This is a genomic window from Paraburkholderia sp. IMGN_8 (assembly GCF_038050405.1).
Classification (GTDB): Bacteria; Pseudomonadota; Gammaproteobacteria; order Burkholderiales; family Burkholderiaceae; genus Paraburkholderia.
This window is the reverse complement of record NZ_CP150900.1, coordinates 4,040,011-4,062,008: the sequence shown is the minus strand read 5'-3', so window position 1 is coordinate 4,062,008 and position 21,998 is coordinate 4,040,011. Positions and strand designations below refer to the sequence as shown.

Sequence of the window (21,998 nt, the reverse complement as noted above, 5' to 3'; positions counted from 1 at the left end):
GACTGGACCGGCCGCGAAGGCCTTCCACGCTGAAGGGAAGGAAGCGAGCGAGTATACTTCGGGCTCTTCGCCAGTACGACACCCATGTCCCCAACTCCCGCTCAATCTGGCCGTCCGGCCTATGATTCCCGGCGCCTCAGGCGGATTTTCGACCGCCGTGCAGCGACCTTCGACGAAGTCGCCTTCCTGCCGCGCGAAATCGCGCAGCGCATGCGCGAGCGTCTCGACTACATCAAGGTCACGCCGGCGAGCGTGCTCGACGCGGGCTGCGGCGCGGGCGAAGACATTCCCTCGTTGCGCGCACGCTTCCCAGAGGCACCCGTGTTCGGCACCGATCTGTCGCATGCCATGCTCAGCCGCGCGCTGCGGCACGATTCCGGCGACACGAGCTGGCGCCGCTTTCTACCGGCAACGCTTGGCAAGGCGCTCGGCGCGCGCGGTCCGCGATTTGCGCAGGCCGACTTTTCCGTGCTGCCGTTCGCTGCCGGCGCCTTCGAATTCATCTGGTCCAATCTCGCGCTGCACTGGCACTCGCGGCCGGATCTCGTGTTTCCTGAGTGGCAGCGCGTGCTGAAAGTGAACGGCCTGCTGATGTTCAGCACGCTCGGCCCCGACACGCTGAAAGAGTTGCGTGGCGCATACGCTGAGGTCGAGGCCGCGCACGGTGTGAGCTCGCGCGCGCATGTGATTGACTTCGTCGACATGCACGATCTCGGCGACATGCTGGTCGAGAGCGGTTTCGAAATCCCCGTGATGGACCAGGAAACACTGACTATTACTTATAAGTCGCCCGAGTCGCTGCTCGCGGACGTGCGCCGTTGGGGCGCGTATCCGTTCGAGCGCGAAGCGCCGTCGAATTCGTCTGCGCGCCGGCTGCACAGGGCTTTGCTGGCGGCGCTCGAAGCCCGGCGGCGAGCCGACGGCACGATCGCGCTGACCTTCGAAGTGATCTATGGGCACGCATGGAAAGCTGTGCCGCGTACCACAGCGGAGGGTCATGGGATTGTGCGGATCGAGGATATCGGACGAGGTTCGTCGAAGAATCGTTGAAGTGGTAAAGAGGACATCTGTTATGTCTGAAATTACCGCTTCAAAAGACGCCCGGATGGTGCGTCAAAACGGCGCGGAGGCTTGTCGCGCCTGGCTTGTGAGCCAATAGAGGCTTGCTTGTGGATGCTATGGATCGCGCCTATAATGCGTCAGTTTGTCGCCCGGAGTTCCCACATTTGGGGCGACAGGCCCGAGGCGCAGGGCTGCAGTATGAGGTGACGCGGCGGTTATTGAGTGGCCGGAAGCAGTGGTCGCAAGCGTGGCCGCGGGCGGCGATTCGCGGGAGGCAGCGATGGATGCATCAGATCTGCTGGCGGATTCAAAACCGGTCCTCAAAGACTGGACGATGAAACGCAACTGTTCGATATCGCCGCGGCAATTCGTATGTTTCTACGTGTCGCTGGCATTGTTCTCGCTGGCAATTGCTTTCATGCTGGTTCTGGTCGGCGCCTGGCTGGTGTTGCCGTTCACCGGTATTGAATTGCTGGCGGTGGGCATCGCGTTTGCCATCTATGCGCGCCATGCTGTCGATTACGAGCGCATCCGGTTGTTTCAGAACCGGCTCGTCATCGAGCAGGTCAGCGCGGAGCGGCTCACGCAGTTCGAATTCAATCCGCGCTGGGTGCGGATCGAGGCGGGCGCAACGCCGCGTGACCAGATCAAACTGGTCTCGCGCGGCCAGACGATCATGATCGGGCAACATCTCGCGCAGTATCGGCGCGCGCAGTTCGCAGGCGAATTGCGTATGTGGCTCTCGCGTTGTTAGACGCGTCGAGGCGCGCGGCGTTCACGGGGAGCGCGGGGCAGCCTGCCAGCGGGGTCGAGGGTTTGAATGGAAATTTTGGGTAAGGAAGCTATGAAAACAATCAAGCGAGCCCTCATGGGTGTGCTGGCGATGAGCGGACTGCTTTTCGCCGGTGCTGCCCTGGCAGTGGGCGATGTTCCGGGCGGCCCCGCCGTCAACGAGATCAATCTCCAGCCGCCTGTGACGAAAATCGCTGAGGAGCTCTACAGCCTTCACACGTTCATGCTGATTCTCTGCACGGTGATCTTCATCGGCGTGTTCGCTGTGATGTTCTATTCGATCTTTGCCCACCGCAAATCGAAGGGTCACAAGGCTGCCAACTTCCACGAAAGCACCACCGTCGAAATCATCTGGACGATCGTGCCGTTCGTCATCGTCGTGCTGATGGCGCTCCCCGCCACCAAGACCGTCGTCGCGATGAAGGACACCACCAACGCCGACGTCACCATCAAGGTGACGGGCTACCAGTGGAAATGGGGTTACGACTACGTGAAGGGCCCGGGCGAGGGCATCAACTTCCTGTCCACGCTGTCCACGCCGCGTGCGGAAACCGATGGCCGCCAGCCGATTTCCACCACGTACCTGCAGGAAGTCGACAATCCGCTCGTCGTCCCGGTCGACAAGAAAATCCGCATCATCACCACCGCGAACGACGTGGTTCACTCCTGGTACGTGCCGGCTTTCGGCGTGAAGCAGGACGCGATTCCGGGCTTCGTGCGCGACACGTGGTTCAAGGCTGACAAGGTCGGCACGTTCCGCGGCTTCTGTACCGAACTGTGCGGCAAGGAACACGCGTTCATGCCGGTGGTGGTCGAGGTGCTGTCCGCTGACGACTACGCGAAGTGGGTCGACACGCAGAAGAAGAAAATGGCCGCCGGCCAGGACGATCCGAACAAGACCTATACGCTCGCAGAATTGATGGAGCGCGGCGGCAAGGTGTATGCAGCCAACTGCGCGGTCTGTCACCAGCCGACCGGCAAGGGCGCAGGCGCATTCCCGGCGATCGACGGCAGCAAGATCGCCAACGGCCCGCTCGCCGAGCACGTGAGCATGGTGCTGAAGGGCAAGAACGCCATGCCTTCGTGGGCGCCGACGCTGAACGACGTCGAGATCGCCTCGGTCATCACGTACGAACGTAATTCGTGGGGCAACCACACCGGCGACCTTCTCCAGCCGAAGCAGGTGCTGGACGCTCGTAACGGCAAGCTGCCGGAAGGCGGCAACCATCTGGCCGAGGCGGGCGCTGCGGCTAGCGGCGCGGCCGCAGCTTCGGGTGCGGCGGCAGCCTCGGGTGCTGACACGGCTTCGGCCGGTTCGGACAACGCCACGGCATTGCCGGCAAACGTCTACTTCGAGACCGGCAAGAGCACGCTGCCGGCCGACGCGAAAGCAGCCGTCGACGCAGCCGCGGCCTACGCGAAGGCGCATCCGGACGCGAAATTCACGCTGTCGGGTTTCACCGATGTCACCGGTTCGGCCGACATCAACGCGAAGCTCGCGAAGAGCCGCGCCGAAGCCGTGCGCGACGCGTTGAAAGCAGCCGGCATCGCCGAAGACCACATCATTTTGAAGAAGCCGGAAACGATCACGGGCGGCACCGACGCGAAAGAAGCCCGGCGTGTTCAGATCAGCCCGGCTGCCTGACGTGTTCATGGTCAGCACCGCAGTATTCGCTTTAGGAGATTGTCATGTCTAGCATCGGACACGATGTAGTCGCGGGCCACGAGCACGTGCACGGCGAGCATGCCCACGAAACGCCGCATGGCTGGCGTCGTTGGCTGTTCGCAACCAATCACAAGGACATCGGTACGCTGTACCTGATCTTCTCGTTCACCATGTTCCTCTCCGGGGGCGTGATGGCGCTGATGATCCGTGCCGAGCTGTTCGAGCCGGGTCTGCAGATCATGCGTCCCGAGTTCTTCAACCAGTTGACCACCATGCACGGCCTGATCATGGTGTTCGGCGCGATCATGCCGGCGTTCGTCGGCTTCGCGAACTGGATGGTGCCGCTGCAGATCGGCGCATCGGACATGGCTTTCGCGCGGATGAACAACTTCAGCTTCTGGCTGTTGCCGGTGGCTGCTGTTCTGCTGGTCGGTTCGTTCTTCTCGCCGGGCGGCGCGACCGCCGCGGGCTGGACGCTGTACGCACCGCTGTCGACGCAGATGGGCCCGGGCATGGACTTCGCGATTTTCGCGGTCCACTTGATGGGTGCTTCGTCGATCATGGGTGGGATCAACATCGTCGTGACGATCCTGAACATGCGCGCGCCTGGCCTCACGCTGATGAAGATGCCGATGTTTGTCTGGACATGGCTCATCACCGCTTACCTGCTGATCGCCGTGATGCCGGTTCTGGCAGGCGCGATCACGATGGTGCTGTTCGATCGCCACTTCGGCACGTCGTTCTTCAACGCGGCAGGCGGCGGCGACCCGGTGATGTACCAGCATATCTTCTGGTTCTTCGGGCACCCCGAGGTGTACATCATGATCTTGCCGGCGTTCGGGATCGTTTCGCAGGTGATCCCGGCGTTCTCGCGCAAGCCGTTGTTCGGCTATAGCTCGATGGTGTACGCAACGTCGTCGATCGCGATTCTGTCGTTCATGGTCTGGGCGCACCACATGTTCGCCACCGGCATGCCGGTGACGGGCCAGCTGTTCTTCATGTACGCGACGATGCTGATTGCAGTGCCGACGGGCGTGAAGGTGTTCAACTGGGTCGCAACGATGTGGCGCGGTTCGCTGTCCTTCGAAACGCCTATGCTGTTCGCGGTCGGCTTCCTGCTGGTGTTCACGTTCGGTGGTCTCTCGGGCCTGATGCTCGCGATGGCGCCGCTCGATATCCAGTATCACGGTACTTATTTCGTGGTGGCGCACTTCCACTACGTGCTTGTTGCGGGTTCACTGTTCGCGCTGTTCTCCGGTTGGTATTACTGGGCGCCGAAGTGGACCGGCTGGATGTACAACGAAACGCGCGGCAAGATCCACTTCTGGGCGTCGATGTTCTTCTTCAACCTCGCGTTCCTGCCGATGCACTTTGTCGGTCTCGCAGGTATGCCGCGTCGTTATGCTGACTATCCGGCACAGTTCACCGACTGGAATCAGGTCATCACGATCGGTGCATTCGGCTTCGGTCTCGCACAGGTCTACTTCCTGTTCGCGGTCGCGCTGCCGGCCTATCGTGGCGGTGGTGAGCTTGAAAAAGCGGGCGACAAGCCGTGGGATGGCGCAACGGGCCTCGAATGGACTGTGCCGAGCCCGGCTCCGTTCCACACGTTCGAAAACCCGCCAACCGTCGAGTAATCAGCATTCGGTGAAGTGTCCGGTTCCTGCAGCAGAGCGCCGGAACCGGACAGCTGCCCCAGCGGTGGCTGCAACCCGGTAGTCACGAAAGTATTCAGAAAGTCGAGCATGACGCGCAATCCACAGGAAAGACGTACGCCGGAACAGATTCGCGCGAGCAACAAGCGGATAGGTTTTGTGATGCTCGCCATTGCTGCTGTCTTTTTCGCGAGCGTCATCATCAAGCAGTGGTGGTTCTCCTGACGCGGCCGCTCGAGTCTGGTGTGCAGGATTGTTGAGGATTGAGATGTCGACGCAACCGCCGGCTCAGGCCGACCGCTCTTTTAACCGTTCGATGCTGATCAAGCTCTTCGTCGTCGCGCTGATGATGTTCGGGTTTGGTTTTGCACTGGTGCCGATGTACCGCGCGATCTGCCAGATCACCGGCATCAACAACCTTGTGCAGCGTGATGCAACGGCGCGCGAGGCGAAGAACACGCAGGTCGACATGAGCCGCACGATTTCGATCGAATTCGATGCGAACGCGCGCGGTCCGCTGGGTTTCAAGCCGGAGCAGCGTAGTCTGGACGTGCATCCGGGCGAAGTGACAACGGTGATGTACGAGGTCAGCAACGAACAGGCGCGCACGATTCAGGCGCAGGCCATTCCGAGCTACGCGCCGAAGCAGGCGACCGAGTACTTCAGGAAGATCGAATGTTTTTGCTTTACGCAGCAGACTTTGACGGCAAATCAGACGAAGCGGATGCCAGTGGTGTTCGTGGTCGATCCGAAGTTGCCGAAGGACGTGAAAACGATCACGTTGTCGTACACGTTCTTTGAATTGAACACGCCGGCGCCGGCGGCGGCCGGTACCGCGGCACCCGCGCCCAAGACGGCGGCCACCGCCGCCAATCCCGCCTGACGGCGTTTGCCGCGGGCGAAGGAATACAAGACGTATGAGCGATAACAGCGGCGGCCCGCGCAAGAGCAGTTTCGGCCAGTCGATGAAAGCCGTGTTCTGGTCGTTTTTCGGGGTGCGCAAGCGGCGCGATCTGGAAGCGGATGCGACGCAGCTGAACCCGCTGCATGTGGTTGCAGCAGCGCTGATCAGCGTAGCCATCCTGATCGGCGTGCTGATTCTGATCGTGCACGCCGTAGTGGGTTGAGGCTGCTGGCAGGCGAGTAGTGCAGGGCGGAGCAAAGCCCACGAATTAGAGTGAAGCGGTGCGGTATCGACGCGCCGCCGAAGATACAGCCGGAGATTCCGGAACAACTGGACTGAAGTGGAGAATCAAGAATGAGCGGTCAAAACGAGAGCCCGTACTATTTCGTACCGCATCCGTCGCGGCATCCGATCAGCGCCGCGGTCGGATTGCTGGTCATGCTCGGATCGCTTGCGGCCTGGATTAACGACCATACCCTGGCGCCGATCGGCGTCGTCGTGGGTCTGCTGTGGCTGCTCTATACGTTGTGGCACTGGTTCGGCGACGCGATCGCGGAATCGGAAGGCGGCATGTACGGCAAGAATGTCGACAAGTCGTACCGCTGGAGCATGAGCTGGTTCATCTTCTCCGAAGTGATGTTCTTCGGCGCATTCTTCGGTGCACTGTTCTATGCCCGTGAGATCGCCCTGCATCAGCTCGGCAGCCTCGACTACAAGCTGATCTGGCCGGATTTCTCCGCGGTCTGGCCGAACAACGGTCCGGCAGCGCTGGTGTCGACCTTCAAGTCGATGCAGCCGTGGCCGGTGCCGACCATCAACACGGCGTTGCTGCTGTCGTCGGGCGCCACGCTGACGGTTTCGCACCATGCGCTGCGCGAAGATCAGCGCAAGAAAGCGATCGGCTGGCTGGCTGCCACGCTCGTGCTCGGCGTCTGCTTCCTGTTCCTGCAAGGCTTCGAATACTTCCACGCGTACAACGAGCTCAACCTGACACTGTCCTCGGGTGTGTATGGTTCGACGTTCTTCCTGCTGACGGGCTTCCACGGTTTCCACGTGTTCCTCGGCGGCACGATGCTGGCGGTGGTGCTGGTGCGGATGATCCGCGGCCACTTCACAGCAGAGCATCACTTCGCGTTCGAAGGCGCTGCCTGGTACTGGCACTTTGTGGACGTTGTGTGGCTCGGGTTGTACGTCGTCGTGTACTGGCTGTAACGCAGTCTGGCCTGCGCCGTACCGGTTAGCCGGAATCGGTTACCCGGAATGTGCAGGCCGTTCGCGCAAAGCTCTTCAGGGGCGCTGCGCACGAGCAGTATGCAAGACTATGCAGCGCCGCCCTCGACCCTGTCAGGGCGGCGTTTTGCTTGATGAAGCAGATTATTTGCGCAGCGCTCAACGCCCATAAGGAATACCGGTCGACTGAATCCAGCCCATCCAGTGTGCGAACAGGATGAACAGGAACAGCGAGATCGACAGGCCCACCCGCGTGGCGAGCGACCAAACCATCCGTTTGGTTTTGCCCTTGTCATGCATCATGAAGTACAGCGCCGACACCATGCTGGCGATGATCAGGACGAAGGCGATGGGAACGAGAATGTGCATGGAACCAACTGAAACCGGAAAGCGCAGAGGCAAGACGGTTATTATCGCACCGCGCGCCAACGTCTGCCGTGTGTTCCAGGCGGTGCCGCAAGCTGTGGCGGGGTGCTTTCGATGAAGATCCGCTGGATTCCCGCGTTATTGATTCTGCTGGTCATTGCGGTGACGGTGCGGCTCGGTTTCTGGCAGCGCGACCGCGCGCATCAGAAGGAAGCACTCGAAGCGCACATCACGCAATTCGAAAACGCACCCGCGCAGCCGGTCGGCGCCGCGCCGGTCGAACTGAAGGACATCGAATTCCATCGCGTGAAGGCGCGCGGCAGCTTTGTCGCGGACAAAGTCGTCTACCTCGATAATCGTCCGTATAACGATCAGCCGGGCTTTTATGTCGTGATGCCTTTTAAACTGGCCGGCGGCGGATATGTGCTGGTCAATCGCGGCTGGCTGCCGCGTAACGTGAACAATCGCGAGACCATCGCGCCGTACACCACGCCGCAAGGCGAAATCGAAATCGAAGGCATTGCGCGTGCCGATGCCTCGCGCGCATTCGAGTTGGGGCAGGGCGGTTCGGCCGCGCATCAACTGATCCGCCAGAATCTGGATACCGCCGCCTACGCCGCGGAAACCGGTTTGCCGCTGCAATCGTTCGTGATCCAGCAATTGAGCGACGACGGCGACAAGCTGGTGCGCGACTGGCCGGCGCCGACGAGCGGCGTCGAGCGCAACTACGGCTATATGTTCCAGTGGTGGGGCATGGCGGTCGCGGCCCTGGTTTTTGGTCTGTACGCTGCGCGCCGTGCAGCAAAGAAAGAGCACGCGCCGAGCGTGTAATGCATCGCACGCGGTTGCCCGGCCTATGCGCCGCCGAAACCGCGCAATCATTGAAAGAGGTCCTGTAGTGTCGACGCAATCTCCCCGTTCGCCGCAAGCCGGCAAACCCGCTGCTCCGAAAGTGATTCCCGGCCAACCGAATGGCGAGGGATCGTGGAAGCGCGGCCGCTGGATGCTGCTGCTGCTGGCGATCATCTGCGCCGCGCCGATCGTCGTGTCGTATTTCACGTACTACGTGATCAAGCCGGCCGGCGGCAGCACGAGCTACGGCACGCTGGTCGAGCCGCAGCGGCCGATCCCCGAGTCGTTCGTCGTGACCGGCGAAGACGGCAAGCCGCTCAAGCTCGCTTCGCTTCGCGGCCGCTGGCTGCTGATTTCGGTCGACGGCAGCGCGTGCGACAAAGCGTGTGTCACCAAGCTGTACTTCATGCGACAAATCCGCGCAGCCCAGGGTCCCGAGCGCGAGCGCGTCGTCGAGGTGTGGTTGCGCACCGATGCAGGCAACGTTGCCGACGTGATACAAAAGGCCTATCCCGACACCGACATGCTGATCGCCGACCCGGCGCAGGTGTCCGCGTGGCTGCCCACCGACAACGGCACCAAAATCAGCGACCACATCTACATGGTCGATCCTAACGGCAACCTGATGATGCGTTTCCCGAAAGATCCGAACCCGAGCAAGATCAAGGGCGACGTGACGAAGCTGCTCAAATGGTCGAGCATCGGCTGATGCCGCAACAAGGGTAAGAGAGATGTTTGTACTGCAACTGGCTCTGATCGGCCTGTGTATCGCGTTGTTGCCGCTTTCCTATGTATGGGTCAAGGCCGACGACAACAAATTCCGCAAGCTGGTCTGGCTCACCACCTTCCTGACACTCGATCTGGTGATGTTCGGCGGCTTCACCCGCCTCACCGATTCCGGCCTCGGCTGCCCGGACTGGCCGGGCTGTTACGGCACTTCATCGCCGTTCATCGCACATGCGGCAATTACCGCCGCGCAGCAGGCGATGCCCACCGGGCCGGTCAGCATGACGAAGGCCTGGATCGAGATGATCCACCGTTACTTCGCAATGGCGATCGGCGTTCTGATCATTGCGCAGACGCTGATCGCATGGACCGCACGCATCAAGCGCCGCCCGCTGCATGTTTCGCCCTGGTGGCCGACTTCGCTATTGCTGCTGATCCTCGTGCAGGGTGCGTTCGGCGCGTGGACCGTGACCATGAAGTTGCAACCGGTCATCGTGACCACCCACTTGCTGCTCGGTCTCGCGCTGCTCGGCACGCTCGGCTGGCTGGCCGCCCGGCAGACGCCGCTGCCCGCTTACGAACCCGAAGCAGCGCGCTGGCGTGCGGCGGCGATCGCGGGCCTCGTGCTGCTGATCGTGCAGATCGCATTGGGCGGCTGGGTCAGCACTAACTACGCGGTGCTCGCATGCACGGATTTCCCAACCTGCAACGGCCAATGGTTCCCGCCGATGGACTTCGCGCACGGCTTCCACCTGTGGCGCGCGCTCGGTATGACCGGCGACGGCGACATGATCACGCAAGACGCGCTGGTGGCGATCCACTGGACCCATCGCACGTTCGCGATCGTGGTGGTCGCCTATTTGGTGTGGTTCGCGCTGAAACTGCGCCGTTTCGAGTCGCTGCGGCGGCCGGCGAACGGCGTGCTGCTGGTCGTGCTGATTCAATTTATCACCGGCTTGTCGAACATCGTCCTGCAATGGCCGTTGCCCATTGCGGTCGCGCATAACGGTGGCGCCGCGATCCTGCTGCTTCTGCTCGTTATGTTAAACTTTCGAATCGCTTATAGCCGTCCCGGCCGCGCCGTGTTGCCTGCGCGCGATGCCGCGCCAGCGTGACCCCACATGGACAGCACAACACTCTCCCAAACGCCCGGTAGCCGGGTCTCCCAGTACATCGCCCTGACGAAGCCGCGCGTCACGCAGCTCGCTGTGTTCTGCGCAGTGATCGGCATGTTCCTCGCGACACCGGGCATGGTGCCGTGGACCGTGCTGATCGGCGGCACCGCCGGCATCTGGCTGCTGGCCGGTGCGGCGTTCGCCATCAATTGCCTGGTCGAACAGAAAATCGACGCGAAGATGCGTCGCACCTCGTGGCGGCCTTCCGCGCGCGGCGAAATCACCACCACGCAGATCCTGCTGTTTTCGGCCGTGCTCGGCGGGCTTGGCATGTGGACGCTCTACACGTTCGCCAATCCGCTGACCATGTGGCTCACGCTTGCGACTTTCGTCGGCTATGCGGTCATCTACACACTGTTGCTGAAGCCGGCCACGCCGCAGAACATCGTGATCGGCGGGGCGTCGGGCGCGATGCCGCCGGCGCTCGGCTGGGCCGCAGTCACTGGTCACGTACCGGGCGACGCATGGATTCTCGTGCTGATCATCTTCGTGTGGACGCCGCCGCACTTCTGGGCGCTCGCGCTGTATCGCCGCAAAGACTACGAAAACGCCGGTCTGCCGATGCTGCCGAACACGCACGGCGAGAAGTACACGCGGCTGCATATTCTGCTGTACACCGTGATCCTGTTCGCGGTCACGATGATGCCGTTTATCTCCGGCATGAGCGGCGTGGTGTACCTCGCGGCAGCGGTGCTGCTTGGCGCCGTGTTCCTCGCCTATGCGTGGAAGATTTATCGCGAATATTCCGACGACCTGGCGCGTAAAACCTTCCGTTACTCGATCGTTTATCTGTCGCTGCTGTTCGCCGCGCTGTTGATCGACCACTATGCGCGCGTCGTGATCGGCGCGTAACACCATGCTCAAAGACCGCTTCGCGCGCACGGCGCGTGCTGCCATGATTGCTTGCGCGCTTGGCGGCGCGCTGCTGGTAGCCGGCTGCGACAAGCAGCCGCCGGCGTTCCAGAACGTCGATATCACCGGCAATAGCCAATTCGCCAGTAACTTCTCGCTGCCCGACACGGACGGCAAAATCCGCACGATGGCGGATTACAAGGGCAAAGTCGTGGTGCTGTTCTTCGGCTACACGCACTGTCCGGACGTTTGCCCGACGACGATGGCCGAGCTCTCGCAAGCGCTCAAGGAACTCGGCCCCGAAGACGCGAAACGCGTGCAGGTGCTGTTTGTCACCATCGATCCGGAGCGTGACACGTCGGCCTTGCTGGCGCAGTACGTGCCGGCGTTCAACCCGACGTTCGTCGGTTTGCGTCCTGCCGATCAGGCGCAACTCACCAAAATCACGAAGGACTTCCGCGTCTATTACGCGAAGGTGCCGGGCAAGACACCGGACAGCTACACCATGGATCACACCGCGGCGAGCTATGTGTTCGACCCGGCCGGCAAGCTGCGACTTTTCGCACGCGACGGCCAGGGCGCGACGCCGTGGATCCACGATATCAAGCTGCTGCTGGGTTGATACTTTGATGTACTCGGGCGCACGCATCAGCCGCGCGCCCGTTTCGAAACTCTGCCGCTATAACCCTCAACCCGAAATCGGCAAATTCACCCCCGGCGCGAGCCGCGTCGCCTTGAACTCCGTCACCTCGTAGCGTGCGAGTTTCTGCTCGGCGAACGGGTCGCTGGCGAGAATCTCATCCAGCTTATCGCGCTCGATGCGCACCGCCAGAATGATGCCGCCATTGCGCGGTACCTTCGGGCCGGCGGCCACGAACACGCCTGCTTCGAACTGTTTGGTCAGAAACGCGCGGTGTGCTTCCAGCGCGTCGTCGATGCGCTCGAGCGGCGCGGTGTAGATAAGATTGATGACGTACATGAGCGGTCTCGTGAACGATTGAGGCGGCCGCCTGTGCTTGCGGCCAACGGCTTTCAATTATCGGTCAGCGGACGATTTGTTGCGCGGGGTCAATTCGTGCGCAAGGCCTTCTCGCCAGGTCACCGGATTCCTTACCGCTTTCTCAAGTTGCACGCTTGTCATGCCGATATAACTGTGGCAATCGTTTGCGTATCAGGCCGGAAGCGCGCTCGCGGCCCGACCGCGAACAGGAAACAAACCACACGAAAGAGACCACAACAATGAGCAGGATGAGTTTGAATCGCAAACTATGGCTGTCGCTCGCGCTCGTATGGCTGGGGTTGCTCGGCGTCGGGCTGTGGAGCGCGGTCGAGACGCGCAGCACGATGCTGGCCGAGCGCAAGGCGGGCATGGTGAACCTCGTCGACGCGGCGCAGGGCGTCGTGAACGGCTATTACACGTTGTCGCAGGGCGGCAAGATCAGCGAGGCAGACGCGCAGCGCGAAGCACTCGCTCGCCTCGCGACGATGCGCTACGGCGAATCCGGCTATCTGTTCGTGATGGATTCGAAGCCGGTCGTGCTGATGCATCCGACGCTGCCGCAAATGGACGGCAAGCCGGTCGGCGATTTCAAGGACCCGGACGGCAAGCTGCTGTACGTGTCAATCGTCGACGCCGCCAAAGCGAACGGGCGTGGCTTCGCGCAGTATCGCGGACGCTTGCCGCACAGCGAAACCGCGGTGCCGAAAATTAGCTACGTGGTGCGTTTCGCGCCGTGGGACTGGAACATCACGAGCGGCGTGTTCATCAAGGATATCGACACGGTCTACTACGAAACGCTGCTTGGCCACCTGGCCGTCGTGCTGGTGATCGGCGCGGTCATTTCGCTGGCGATGGTACTGATCATCCGCAATGTGCGCGCGAGTCTCGGCGGCGAGCCGGATCAGGCGGCGAGGCTCGCGGCGAGCATCGCAAAGGGCGATCTGACGCAAGTCGTCGAGGTTCGTCCGCACGACTCCACCAGCATGATGGCGGCCATGCACGACATGCAGAACCGTTTGCAACGGACCATCGGCGAGATTCGCCACTCGGCGGAATCGATTGCGTCGGCGACGCAGCAGATTGCCGCCGGCAACGGCGATCTGTCGCAACGCACCGAGCAGCAGGCGGCCTCGTTGCAGGAGACTGCGGCGAGCATGGAACAGCTCACCGCGACGGTCAAGCAGAACGCTGACAACGCGCGTCAGGCGAGTGGCCTTGCGCACAATGCATCGGAAATCGCGACGCGCGGCAACGACGTGGTGAACCGCGTGATCGGCACGATGGGTGAGATCAACGAGAGCTCGCGGCAGATTGCCGACATCATCGGCGTGATCGAAGGGATTGCATTCCAGACCAACATCCTCGCGTTGAACGCGGCGGTCGAGGCGGCCCGCGCCGGCGAGCAGGGCCGCGGCTTCGCGGTCGTGGCGGGCGAAGTGCGCAGCCTCGCGCAGCGCTCGGGGACCGCGGCCAAGGAGATCAAGCAGTTGATCGGCGCGTCGGTGGAGCGTGTGAACACCGGTTCGACGCTGGTGCAGCAGGCCGGCACGACGATGGGCGAGATCCTGCAGGCCGTGCAGCGCGTGACCGACATCATGGGCGAGATCGCCGCGGCGTCGGAAGAGCAGAGCGGTGGCATTTCACAGGTCGGCCGCGCGGTCACGCAGATGGACGAAGTGACGCAGCAGAATGCCGCGCTGGTCGAACAGGCGGCGGCCGCGGCGGCTTCGTTGCAGGATCAGGCGGGGCGTCTGCGCGACACGGTGAGCGCGTTTCGCGTGAACAGCGCCGATGCAGTGCATAACCATATGCAATCGTGATATTTCCCATCTCGCGGGACGTATGAGACCATTTGCGGTCCAGTTGGCGGCGCAGCGAAATCAGGACACCGGCCGCCGGCTTCCACCCGAATCTGACATCGATCAGAGAAAGCGAGAATCACATGCAGCGCGGAAACATCCTTAAAGCCCTCTCGGCAGTGGTCGCCAGCGCGGCGATCGTCACCAGCTTCGGCGCGCACGCCGACGATAAAGTCATCAAGGTCGGCACCATCGGCGGCCCGGATGCGCAAATCTGGGAAGTCGTCACCAAAGTGGCGAAGCGCGAAGGCCTGAACGTGAAGGTCGTCGAATTCAACGATTACGTGCAGCCGAATGCCGCACTCGACGCGGGCGACCTCGACGCCAACAGCTTCCAGCATCAGCCGTACCTCGACAGCCAGGTCAAGCAACGCGGCTACAAGATCGTCAATGCCGGTCTCACGTACATTTCGCCGCTCGGTATCTACTCGAAGAAGCTGAAGTCGCTGAAGGACCTGCCGCAAGGCGCGAAGGTCGCGGTGCCGAACGATCCGTCGAACGAGAATCGCGCGCTGCTGCTGTTGCAGGCGCAAGGCGCGATCAAGCTGAAGGCCGGCGCAGGCACGAACGGCAATAACGCGACCGCGCTGGATGTCGCTGAAAATCCGAAGAAGATCAAGCTGGTCGAACTCGACGCTGCGCAACTGCCGCGCTCGCTGTCGGACGTCGACGCTGCCGCGATCAACACGAACTTCGCTTTGGCCGCCGGTCTGCAACCGACCAAAGACGCGGTCGTGCTCGAAGACATCCGCAGCCCGTACGCGAACCTGATCGCCGTGCGCGCGCAGGACAAGGACAAGCCGTGGGTCAAGAAGCTGGTCGCGGCTTACCAGTCGGAAGACGTGCGTCAGTTCATCAAGACGCAGTTCAAGGGTTCGGTGGTGCCGTCGTTCTAAGCGACTGCGCGTAACCTGCGCTGCCAGGTAAAAACGCCACGGAAACCGTGGCGTTTTTTTCATCCGAAACTTCGCGCGTTCGTGCGTCGCATACGCCGGCGAGCCCGGGGCTACAACTCCAGTTCCCATCGCTCGATCGTCAGATCCTTGCCGAAACGCCGCTCCGCGCTCGTGCCGGCGAGGCGAAAACCAGCGCGCTCGCAGAGCCGCCGCGGCTCCTTCAGTGTGCTGGCGGTGGTCAGCGTGAGCTTGGTGTAACCCGCGCGTCTGGCGAACCGCACGCATTCGCTCATCAGCTGCGTGCCGATGCCCAGACGCTGCACGTCCGGCTCGACCCACAAAAGCCGCACGCCCGCTACCGTCGTCGAGACCCCGACGATGCACGCAGAACCGACCACCATGCCGTCCTGGTCGGCAATCCAGCACATCTCGCGTACCGGATCGTGACGTTGCGAGTAATCGGCGACGACGCGCGCGAGCAAGCCTTCGAACGATTGGTCCCAGCCATATTCCGCAGCGAACCACTGTGCCTGCCGGTGCACGAGCCAACCGCATTCGCCTGCGCGCGGCTGGCGCAGGATCACGAGTTCGTGCTGCGGTCTGCGATCGAGCAGCCGCTCGATCAGCTTCATCGCGGCGATCAACTGCTCTTGGGAGAGCCATGTGAGGCCGTTCAGCACCGCCGACACCTCTTCGATTGCCGCCGTGTCGAGTGGCGCGTATGCGGCGTGCCCACCGTCGGTGAGGGCGATCAACGATTGACGCGCGTCCGTGTCGGACGGCCGCCGCGTAATCAGGTTGCGTCGTTCGAAGCTGGTCAGAAGGCGGCTCAGATAACCGCTGTCGAGTCCGAGATTGCGCCCGAGCACCGAGGCCGTCTGTGCACGTCCGCGGGATAGCTCGTGCAGTACACGTACTTCCGTCAGCGAGAAGGCACTCTTTTGCAAGCGCTCATGCAGCGCGCCAATGTGCTGGGCGTAGAAGCGATTGAAATGGCGGACGGCCTGAGCACGCCGCAGCGCCTCGGAATCTGTCAAATGCGGCTCCCCGGGGATTTTTTCTGGCTTGGTACACAGAACTATATGGGAACGTCTGCTATTAAAAAAGCTGCTCCGGCAAGCGGTGCGCGTCAAACTGGTATCAGAAAGGTATTGATTTCCGATGATTTCGTCATCCGGGATGAGAACCAGTGCGGACCGCTTCGGCACCTTCCGGCATTTCGAATACGGGTAAATCCCGATCCCCGAAACCCACGTCCAAAAGGCCCAAAACCGCCGTCTAACGCCTCTCCAGCAAGGCTTTCCGGCGCTGCGGACCAGCATGGGACCAGTCGATTGACTGGTATTATGTTGGTTATATAATGGGCTCTCATTTTCGTAGGCCGCACTCCTTAAGACGACCGCCGGAGCCCCATGGAAACTCGCTGGTCCGCACTGATGCCTGACGCCCGCAACGTCACGCCGCTCTATTTGCAGCTCGCGCGCAATCTTGCGACGGCGATCCACTGCGGCGTGTGGTCGGCGGGAGAGGCGCTGCCTTCGGAGCGCACGCTGTCGGACGCGATCGGCGTGTCGCGCATCACCGCGCGCAAGGCGATCGAACTGCTGGTCGAGCAAGGGCTGATCCGGCGCGCACGCGGCGCGGGCAGTTTCATTACGCCGCGCGTCGAAGATCCGCTGTCGCGGCTCACCGGCTTCACGAAGAAAATGCAGCAACGCGGTTTCCGGCCGGATTCGGTGTGGCTCGAGCGCGATATCCGCGCCGCCAACCGTGACGAGCTGGTGCACCTCGGCCTGTCTCCCGGCGCGGCGGTCGCGAGCCTGCGGCGCCTGCGGCGCGCGGACGGCATCGTAATGGCAGTCGAGCATTCCGCGTTACCGGTGGCCGTCGTGCCCGACCCGCTGGCGATCGGCGTGTCGCTATACAGCTATCTCGAACAACGCGGCGCCGCCGTCGTGCGCGCGTTGCAGCACTTTCGCGCCGTCAACGCGTCGAGCGAGATCGCCTCGCTGATGGACATCGAACCGCGCTCGGCGCTGCTGGTCATTACCCGTATCGGCTATAGCGCCGACCAGCGCGCGATCGAACTGACCGACACCTATTGCCGCGACGACTACTACGATTTTGTCGCTGAATTGCGCACCTGAGCGGGCCATGCGGTCTGGGCGCGGCCAGGCCGCCAAGGGCGCGGCGCCAGGCCCCGCGATTCTGTCACACCCCGTATCACGCCTCACCAGAGAGACTCATGCTGACCGGAAACATACTCACCACCGATGGGTGGATTCACGGCACGCTCGAATATGAAAACGGCCGCATCACGGCGCTGACCGGCGAACGCGTCGATCCGTCGACGAACGACGCGCCGTACATCCTGCCCGGCTTCATCGATCTGCACGTGCACGGCGGTGGCGGCGCAGACGTGATGGAAGACGGCGATGCGATCGAGACCATTACCCGCACGCATGCGCATTACGGCACGACCAGCCTGCTCGCCACCACGATGACTGCGCCGCGCGACGAACTGATGCGCGTGGTCGCGGGCCTCGGCGACGTGGCGCGTATCCGCACGCCGGGCGGTTCGCGCGTGCTCGGCGTGCATCTGGAAGGGCCGTACATCAATCCCGGCAAGCTCGGCGCGCAACCGGACGCCGCGGTTTCGGCGGTGATGGACGAAGTGCTGAAGTATCTGTCGATCGCGCCGATTCGCGTGGTCACGCTGGCGCCTGAAATTGCCGGCCACATGGAGATCATCTCCGAGATGGCGGCGCGTGGTGTGCGCGTGCAACTTGGTCATTCGCTCGGCACGTACGACGACGCCGTCGCTGCGCTCAAGCACGGCGCATGTGGCTTCACGCATCTGTTCAACGCGATGTCGCCGCTGCATCACCGTAACCCCGGCCTCGTCGGCGCAGCGCTCGCGCACGCCGAGTTCGCCGAAATCATTCCCGATTTGCTGCACGTCCATCCGGGTGCGATCCGCGCTGCGTTGCGCGCGATTCCGCGTTTGTATGTGGTCACGGACAGCACCTCGGCCACCGGCATGCCGGACGGCGAATATCGCCTCGGCAGCCAGCATGTGACGAAGTGTCTCGGCGGCGTACGTCTCGCCGATGGCACGCTCGCCGGCAGCACCCTGACGATGGATCAGGCGCTGCGCAATCTTGTGTCGATCGGCTTGCCGATCGCCGATGTGTCAAATCGTTTGTCGCGCTATGCCGCCGACTACCTCGGCATCGAAGACCGCGGCCGCATCGCGCGTGGCGCGTGGGCCGATGTGGTCGTATTCGACCGTGAACTGGCGTTGACCGCGACTTACGTCGAAGGGGAATCGATTGTCGAATATGCTTAACGAAGCGCTCGCGTCCGCTGAAACGGTCGCCGCGCAACTCACGGATACCTCGCGCGTCGAGGCGTTGGCGGCCAGGCTCGCGGAGCAGCCGCGTCATGTTGCGCTGACGGTCGCGCGCGGCAGCTCGGACCATGCAGCGAGTTACTTCGCAAGCCTGACGATGAGCCGCATCGGCGTGCCGGTGGCGTCGCTGCCGATGTCGGTTGCGACGCTCCAGCAAGCGCCGCTGCGGGTGCGCGATCAGCTCGCGCTGGCGTTCTCGCAGTCAGGCAAGAGCCCAGATCTGGTCGGCACGATGCAAGCGCTGCGCAATGCCGGCGCGTTGACCGTCGCCGCGGTGAATGCCCCCAGCTCGCCGTTGGCCGATGCGTGCGAATGGCATCTGCCGCTCGTCGCCGGTCCTGAACTGAGCGTCGCGGCCACCAAGAGCTATATCGCGATGCTGTCGATTTCCGCACAACTGGTCGCGCACTGGCAGCAGGACGAAGCGTTGCTCGGCGCGCTGCGCACCTTGCCCGATGCGTTGCGGACGGCGGGCAAGCTCGACTGGTCGAAAGCGATCGACGAATTGCGCGGCATCGAACGGATGATCGTGATCGGCCGTGGTCTGGGTCTCGCGATTGCACAGGAAGCCGCGCTGAAATTGAAGGAAACCTCCGGCATCCAGGCGGAAGCATTTTCGAGCGCCGAAGTGCGTCATGGTCCGATGGAGCTGATCGACCGCGACTATCCGCTACTGGTATTCGCACCGCGCGGACCGGAACAAGCCGGCTTGCTGCAACTCGCACGCGACATGCAGGCGCGCGGCGCCCGTGTGTTGCTCGCCGCGCCGGACGACGTGCCCGAAGCAAGCTTGCCGCTTGCCACCACCGCTCATGCGGCGCTCGATCCGATCGCCGCGATCCTGTCCTTTTATGTGATGGCCGCGGGGCTAGCCGCCGCGCGCGGGCGCAATCCCGATGCGCCACGCCATCTCAACAAAGTCACCGAAACTCACTGATCGAGAAATCAGATGCGACGTGTCGAGGAGTCCCGCTTGATGAGCCATTCTGAAGGCCATATTGTTTTGCTCGCGCCGATGACCGGTCCTGTCGTGCCGCTGGCGAACGTACCCGACCCTGTGTTTGCGGGCGGCATGTTCGGCGACGGCATCGGCGTCGATCCGCTCGAGGGCCGGCTCGTCGCGCCGTGCGACGGCACCGTCACCCATCTCGCGCGCACCGGTCACGCTGTGACGCTGGCCACCGCTGAGGGCGTGGAAATTTTGCTGCACATCGGTATCGATACGGTCGAACTGAACGGCAAGGGTTTTGCACCGATGGTCGCGCAAGGCGCGCACGTGCGTACTGGCGACGTGTTGATCGAGTTCGATCAGGACCAGGTCGCGTTGAATGCGCCGAGTCTCGTGTCGGTGATCGCAATTGCCAATTCGGATGCGTTCGAGATCGTCGAACGCGTCGAAGGCGGTATGCTGAAGGCGGGCGAAACGCCGCTGCTGGTGCTGCGCGCGCGCGGCGGCATGGCGGCTGAGGCCGCGCGGCAGGCGAGCGCCACCAACGTGACAGAAGAAGCGCGTCAGCAAGTCACGCTGGTCCACGCGGGCGGTTTGCATGCACGGCCGGCTGCGCGTGCTCGTGAAGCGGCGCGCGGTTTCGATGCGCGCGTCGAAGTGCGTTACGAAGGGCGCAAAGCAGCGATCGAGAGCGTGGTCGGTTTGCTCGGTCTGGGTGCGGGTGAAGGCGCGACTGTCGAGTTGCTTGGCGTAGGTCCGCAAGCGGCAGCCGCAGTCGAAGCGATTGCCCACGAATTGACGCGCGAAGCGCACGGCGAAGTCGAAGAAAAACCGGCGCGCCAGAGCTCGCCGGCGCCGCAACAGGTCGTGCGCGCAGTGGGCGAACCGCTGGCGCCGAATACGCTCGCGGGCGTGTGCGCGGCGCCGGGCGTTGCGGTGGGCAAGCTGGTGCGTTGGGACGACGGGGATATCGATCCGCCGGAAAAAGCGAACGGCACGTCTGCGGCTGAGAGCCGTCTGCTCGACAAGGCCATCGCCACTGTCGATGCGGATCTCGGCACGACCGTGCGCGACGCGTCGCAACGCGGCGCGGTCGGCGAGGCGGGGATTTTCGCGGTGCATCGCGTGCTGCTCGAAGACCCCACCTTGCTCGACGCCGCGCGCGATCTGATCAGCCTCGGCAAGAGCGCCGGCTTTGCATGGCGCGAAGCGATCCGCGCACAGATCGTCATCCTGATGAAGATCGAAGACGCGTTGCTCGCCGAACGTGCCGCCGATCTGCGTGACATCGAAAAGCGCGTGCTGCGCGCGTTGGGTTATTCAAACGCGGCGGCGCGCACGTTGCCCGAAGAAGCCGTGCTGGCAGCCGAGGAATTTACGCCGTCGGATCTGTCGTCGCTGGATCGCTCGCGCGTCACCGCGCTGGTGATGGCGCGTGGCGGCGCGACTTCGCATGCGGCGATTCTCGCGCGTCAAGCAGGCATTCCTGCGCTGGTGGCAGTCGGCGACGCATTGCGCGCCATTCCCGAGGGCACGCAAGTGGTGGTGAACGCCACCAACGGCCGCCTTGAGTTCGCACCGACCGAACTCGACGTCGAACGTGCACGTCTGGAGCGTAGCCGCCTTGCCGGTGTGCGCGAAGCGAACCGCCGCACTTCGCAACAAGCCGCCGTCACATCCGATGGCCGCGCGATCGAAGTCGCCGCCAACATCGCCACGCTCGACGACGCGAAAACCGCCGTCGACAACGGCGCCGATTCCGTCGGCTTGCTGCGTACCGAACTGCTGTTCATTCACCGCGCGCAGGCGCCGACTATCGACGAACATCGTCAGAGCTACCAGGCAATCGTCGACGCGTTGAGCGGCCGCACCGCGATCATTCGCACGCTCGACGTCGGCGCCGACAAGGAAGTCGATTACCTGACGCTCCCGCCTGAACCGAATCCGGCGCTTGGGCTGCGCGGCATCCGCCTCGCGCAAGTGCGCCCGGACCTGCTCGACGACCAACTGCGCGGCCTGCTCGCTGTGCAACCGCTCGGCGCCGTGCGCATCCTGCTGCCGATGGTGACCGATGTCGGCGAACTGATCCGCATCCGCAAACGTATCGACGAATTCGCACGCGAATTGGGCCGTACCGAGCCGATCGAAGTCGGCGTGATGATCGAAGTGCCGTCGGCGGCCTTGCTCGCCGATCAACTGTCGCAACACGCGGACTTCCTGTCGATCGGCACCAACGATCTGACGCAATACACGCTCGCCATGGACCGCTGCCAGGCCGATCTCGCGGCGCAAGCCGACGGCTTGCATCCGGCGGTGCTGCGGCTGATCGCGGCGACCGTGCAGGGCGCCGGCAAGCATGGCAAATGGGTCGGCGTCTGCGGCGCACTGGCGGGCGATCCGCTTGCGATGCCGCTGCTTGTCGGCCTCGGCGTGACCGAACTCTCGGTGGATCCGGTGTCGGTGCCGGGCATCAAGGCGCGGGTGCGCAATCTCGATTATCAGCTGTGCCGTCAACGCGCGCAGGATGCGCTGGCGCTCGAGTCGGCACAGGCGGTAAGAGCAGTGAGCCGCGAAACCTGGCCTCTGGACTGAACCCCACACG

22 protein-coding genes are annotated in these 21,998 nt (G+C 63.0%); 19 read left to right on the top strand and 3 right to left on the bottom strand.

From position 1 onward, the window contains the following. Nucleotides 1-84: 84 nt before the first annotated feature. From WN982_RS18450 to WN982_RS18415, 8 genes are all read left to right on the top strand, one after another. A complete protein-coding gene (locus WN982_RS18450; RefSeq protein WP_341313344.1) occupies nucleotides 85-1,050 on the top strand; it encodes a methyltransferase domain-containing protein in 966 nt (321 codons plus the stop codon). Between the two features lie 292 nt (nucleotides 1,051-1,342). Next, nucleotides 1,343-1,816 (top strand): DUF2244 domain-containing protein, encoded by a 474-nt coding sequence (locus WN982_RS18445; RefSeq protein WP_341313343.1) that lies wholly within the window; start codon nucleotides 1,343-1,345, stop codon nucleotides 1,814-1,816. 66 nt (nucleotides 1,817-1,882) lie between these two features. Then, nucleotides 1,883-3,499, top strand: a complete 1,617-nt coding sequence (coxB, locus tag WN982_RS18440) for a cytochrome c oxidase subunit II (protein ID WP_341313342.1) — start codon at nucleotides 1,883-1,885, stop codon at nucleotides 3,497-3,499. A gap of 44 nt (nucleotides 3,500-3,543) precedes the next feature. Further along, the gene (ctaD, locus tag WN982_RS18435; protein WP_341313341.1) at nucleotides 3,544-5,157 is read left to right on the top strand and encodes a cytochrome c oxidase subunit I; all 1,614 of its coding nucleotides are present in this window, start codon (nucleotides 3,544-3,546) and stop codon (nucleotides 5,155-5,157) included. Between the two features lie 108 nt (nucleotides 5,158-5,265). Then, on the top strand, nucleotides 5,266-5,400 hold the full coding sequence (locus WN982_RS18430) for a cytochrome oxidase small assembly protein (protein ID WP_341313340.1): 135 nt from the start codon (nucleotides 5,266-5,268) through the stop codon (nucleotides 5,398-5,400). Nucleotides 5,401-5,443: 43 nt separating this feature from the next. After that, nucleotides 5,444-6,058, top strand: coding sequence for a cytochrome c oxidase assembly protein (locus WN982_RS18425; protein ID WP_341313339.1), 615 nt, complete (start codon nucleotides 5,444-5,446; stop codon nucleotides 6,056-6,058). 34 nt (nucleotides 6,059-6,092) lie between these two features. Further along, on the top strand, nucleotides 6,093-6,302 hold the full coding sequence (locus WN982_RS18420) for a DUF2970 domain-containing protein (RefSeq protein WP_341313338.1): 210 nt from the start codon (nucleotides 6,093-6,095) through the stop codon (nucleotides 6,300-6,302). A 131-nt stretch (nucleotides 6,303-6,433) separates the two neighbouring features. After that, on the top strand, nucleotides 6,434-7,291 hold the full coding sequence (locus WN982_RS18415) for a cytochrome c oxidase subunit 3 (protein ID WP_341313337.1): 858 nt from the start codon (nucleotides 6,434-6,436) through the stop codon (nucleotides 7,289-7,291). Between the two features lie 177 nt (nucleotides 7,292-7,468). On the opposite strand, the gene WN982_RS18410 is transcribed toward WN982_RS18415, so the two are convergent. Then, the gene (locus WN982_RS18410) at nucleotides 7,469-7,678 is read right to left on the bottom strand and encodes a twin transmembrane helix small protein (RefSeq protein WP_007179452.1); all 210 of its coding nucleotides are present in this window, start codon (nucleotides 7,676-7,678) and stop codon (nucleotides 7,469-7,471) included. Nucleotides 7,679-7,789: 111 nt separating this feature from the next. On the opposite strand from WN982_RS18410, the gene WN982_RS18405 reads away from it, so the two are divergent. The 5 genes from WN982_RS18405 (at nucleotide 7,790) to WN982_RS18385 (ending at nucleotide 11,902) form a co-directional block, all read left to right on the top strand. Further along, the gene (locus WN982_RS18405; RefSeq protein WP_341313336.1) at nucleotides 7,790-8,506 is read left to right on the top strand and encodes an SURF1 family protein; all 717 of its coding nucleotides are present in this window, start codon (nucleotides 7,790-7,792) and stop codon (nucleotides 8,504-8,506) included. 67 nt (nucleotides 8,507-8,573) lie between these two features. Next, nucleotides 8,574-9,236, top strand: coding sequence for a cytochrome C oxidase subunit I (locus WN982_RS18400; RefSeq protein WP_341313335.1), 663 nt, complete (start codon nucleotides 8,574-8,576; stop codon nucleotides 9,234-9,236). Nucleotides 9,237-9,258: 22 nt separating this feature from the next. After that, entirely contained in the window at nucleotides 9,259-10,368 is a 1,110-nt protein-coding gene (locus WN982_RS18395) for a COX15/CtaA family protein (protein ID WP_341313334.1), read from the top strand. Nucleotides 10,369-10,374: 6 nt separating this feature from the next. Further along, a complete protein-coding gene (gene cyoE / locus WN982_RS18390) occupies nucleotides 10,375-11,280 on the top strand; it encodes a heme o synthase (RefSeq protein WP_341313333.1) in 906 nt (301 codons plus the stop codon). Nucleotides 11,281-11,284: 4 nt separating this feature from the next. Then, nucleotides 11,285-11,902: an SCO family protein gene (locus tag WN982_RS18385; RefSeq protein ID WP_341313332.1), complete on the top strand. Its 618-nt coding sequence runs from the start codon at nucleotides 11,285-11,287 to the stop codon at nucleotides 11,900-11,902. A gap of 66 nt (nucleotides 11,903-11,968) precedes the next feature. Here the strand turns inward: WN982_RS18385 and WN982_RS18380 are convergent, their stop codons facing one another. Then, complete coding sequence (locus tag WN982_RS18380; protein WP_341313331.1) at nucleotides 11,969-12,259, bottom strand: YciI family protein; 291 nt, start codon at nucleotides 12,257-12,259, stop codon at nucleotides 11,969-11,971. Between the two features lie 260 nt (nucleotides 12,260-12,519). Between WN982_RS18380 and WN982_RS18375 the strand changes: the two genes are divergently transcribed. Both WN982_RS18375 and WN982_RS18370 read left to right on the top strand, forming a co-directional pair. Then, nucleotides 12,520-14,100, top strand: a complete 1,581-nt coding sequence (locus WN982_RS18375) for a methyl-accepting chemotaxis protein (protein WP_341313330.1) — start codon at nucleotides 12,520-12,522, stop codon at nucleotides 14,098-14,100. Nucleotides 14,101-14,222: 122 nt separating this feature from the next. Continuing rightward, nucleotides 14,223-15,035 (top strand): MetQ/NlpA family lipoprotein, encoded by an 813-nt coding sequence (locus tag WN982_RS18370; protein ID WP_341313329.1) that lies wholly within the window; start codon nucleotides 14,223-14,225, stop codon nucleotides 15,033-15,035. Between the two features lie 110 nt (nucleotides 15,036-15,145). Here the strand turns inward: WN982_RS18370 and WN982_RS18365 are convergent, their stop codons facing one another. Next, the gene (locus WN982_RS18365) at nucleotides 15,146-16,072 is read right to left on the bottom strand and encodes a bifunctional helix-turn-helix transcriptional regulator/GNAT family N-acetyltransferase (RefSeq protein WP_341313328.1); all 927 of its coding nucleotides are present in this window, start codon (nucleotides 16,070-16,072) and stop codon (nucleotides 15,146-15,148) included. Nucleotides 16,073-16,447: 375 nt separating this feature from the next. On the opposite strand from WN982_RS18365, the gene WN982_RS18360 reads away from it, so the two are divergent. The 4 genes from WN982_RS18360 (at nucleotide 16,448) to ptsP (ending at nucleotide 21,988) form a co-directional block, all read left to right on the top strand. Beyond that, entirely contained in the window at nucleotides 16,448-17,182 is a 735-nt protein-coding gene (locus tag WN982_RS18360) for a GntR family transcriptional regulator (protein WP_341313327.1), read from the top strand. 98 nt (nucleotides 17,183-17,280) lie between these two features. After that, nucleotides 17,281-18,384: an N-acetylglucosamine-6-phosphate deacetylase gene (gene nagA / locus WN982_RS18355; RefSeq protein ID WP_341313326.1), complete on the top strand. Its 1,104-nt coding sequence runs from the start codon at nucleotides 17,281-17,283 to the stop codon at nucleotides 18,382-18,384. Next, the gene (locus WN982_RS18350) at nucleotides 18,377-19,384 is read left to right on the top strand and encodes an SIS domain-containing protein (protein ID WP_341315839.1); all 1,008 of its coding nucleotides are present in this window, start codon (nucleotides 18,377-18,379) and stop codon (nucleotides 19,382-19,384) included. The genes nagA and WN982_RS18350 overlap by 8 nt, the downstream gene beginning before the upstream one ends. A 39-nt stretch (nucleotides 19,385-19,423) precedes the next feature. After that, nucleotides 19,424-21,988, top strand: a complete 2,565-nt coding sequence (gene ptsP, locus WN982_RS18345) for a phosphoenolpyruvate--protein phosphotransferase (protein ID WP_341313325.1) — start codon at nucleotides 19,424-19,426, stop codon at nucleotides 21,986-21,988. Nucleotides 21,989-21,998: the final 10 nt, after the last annotated feature.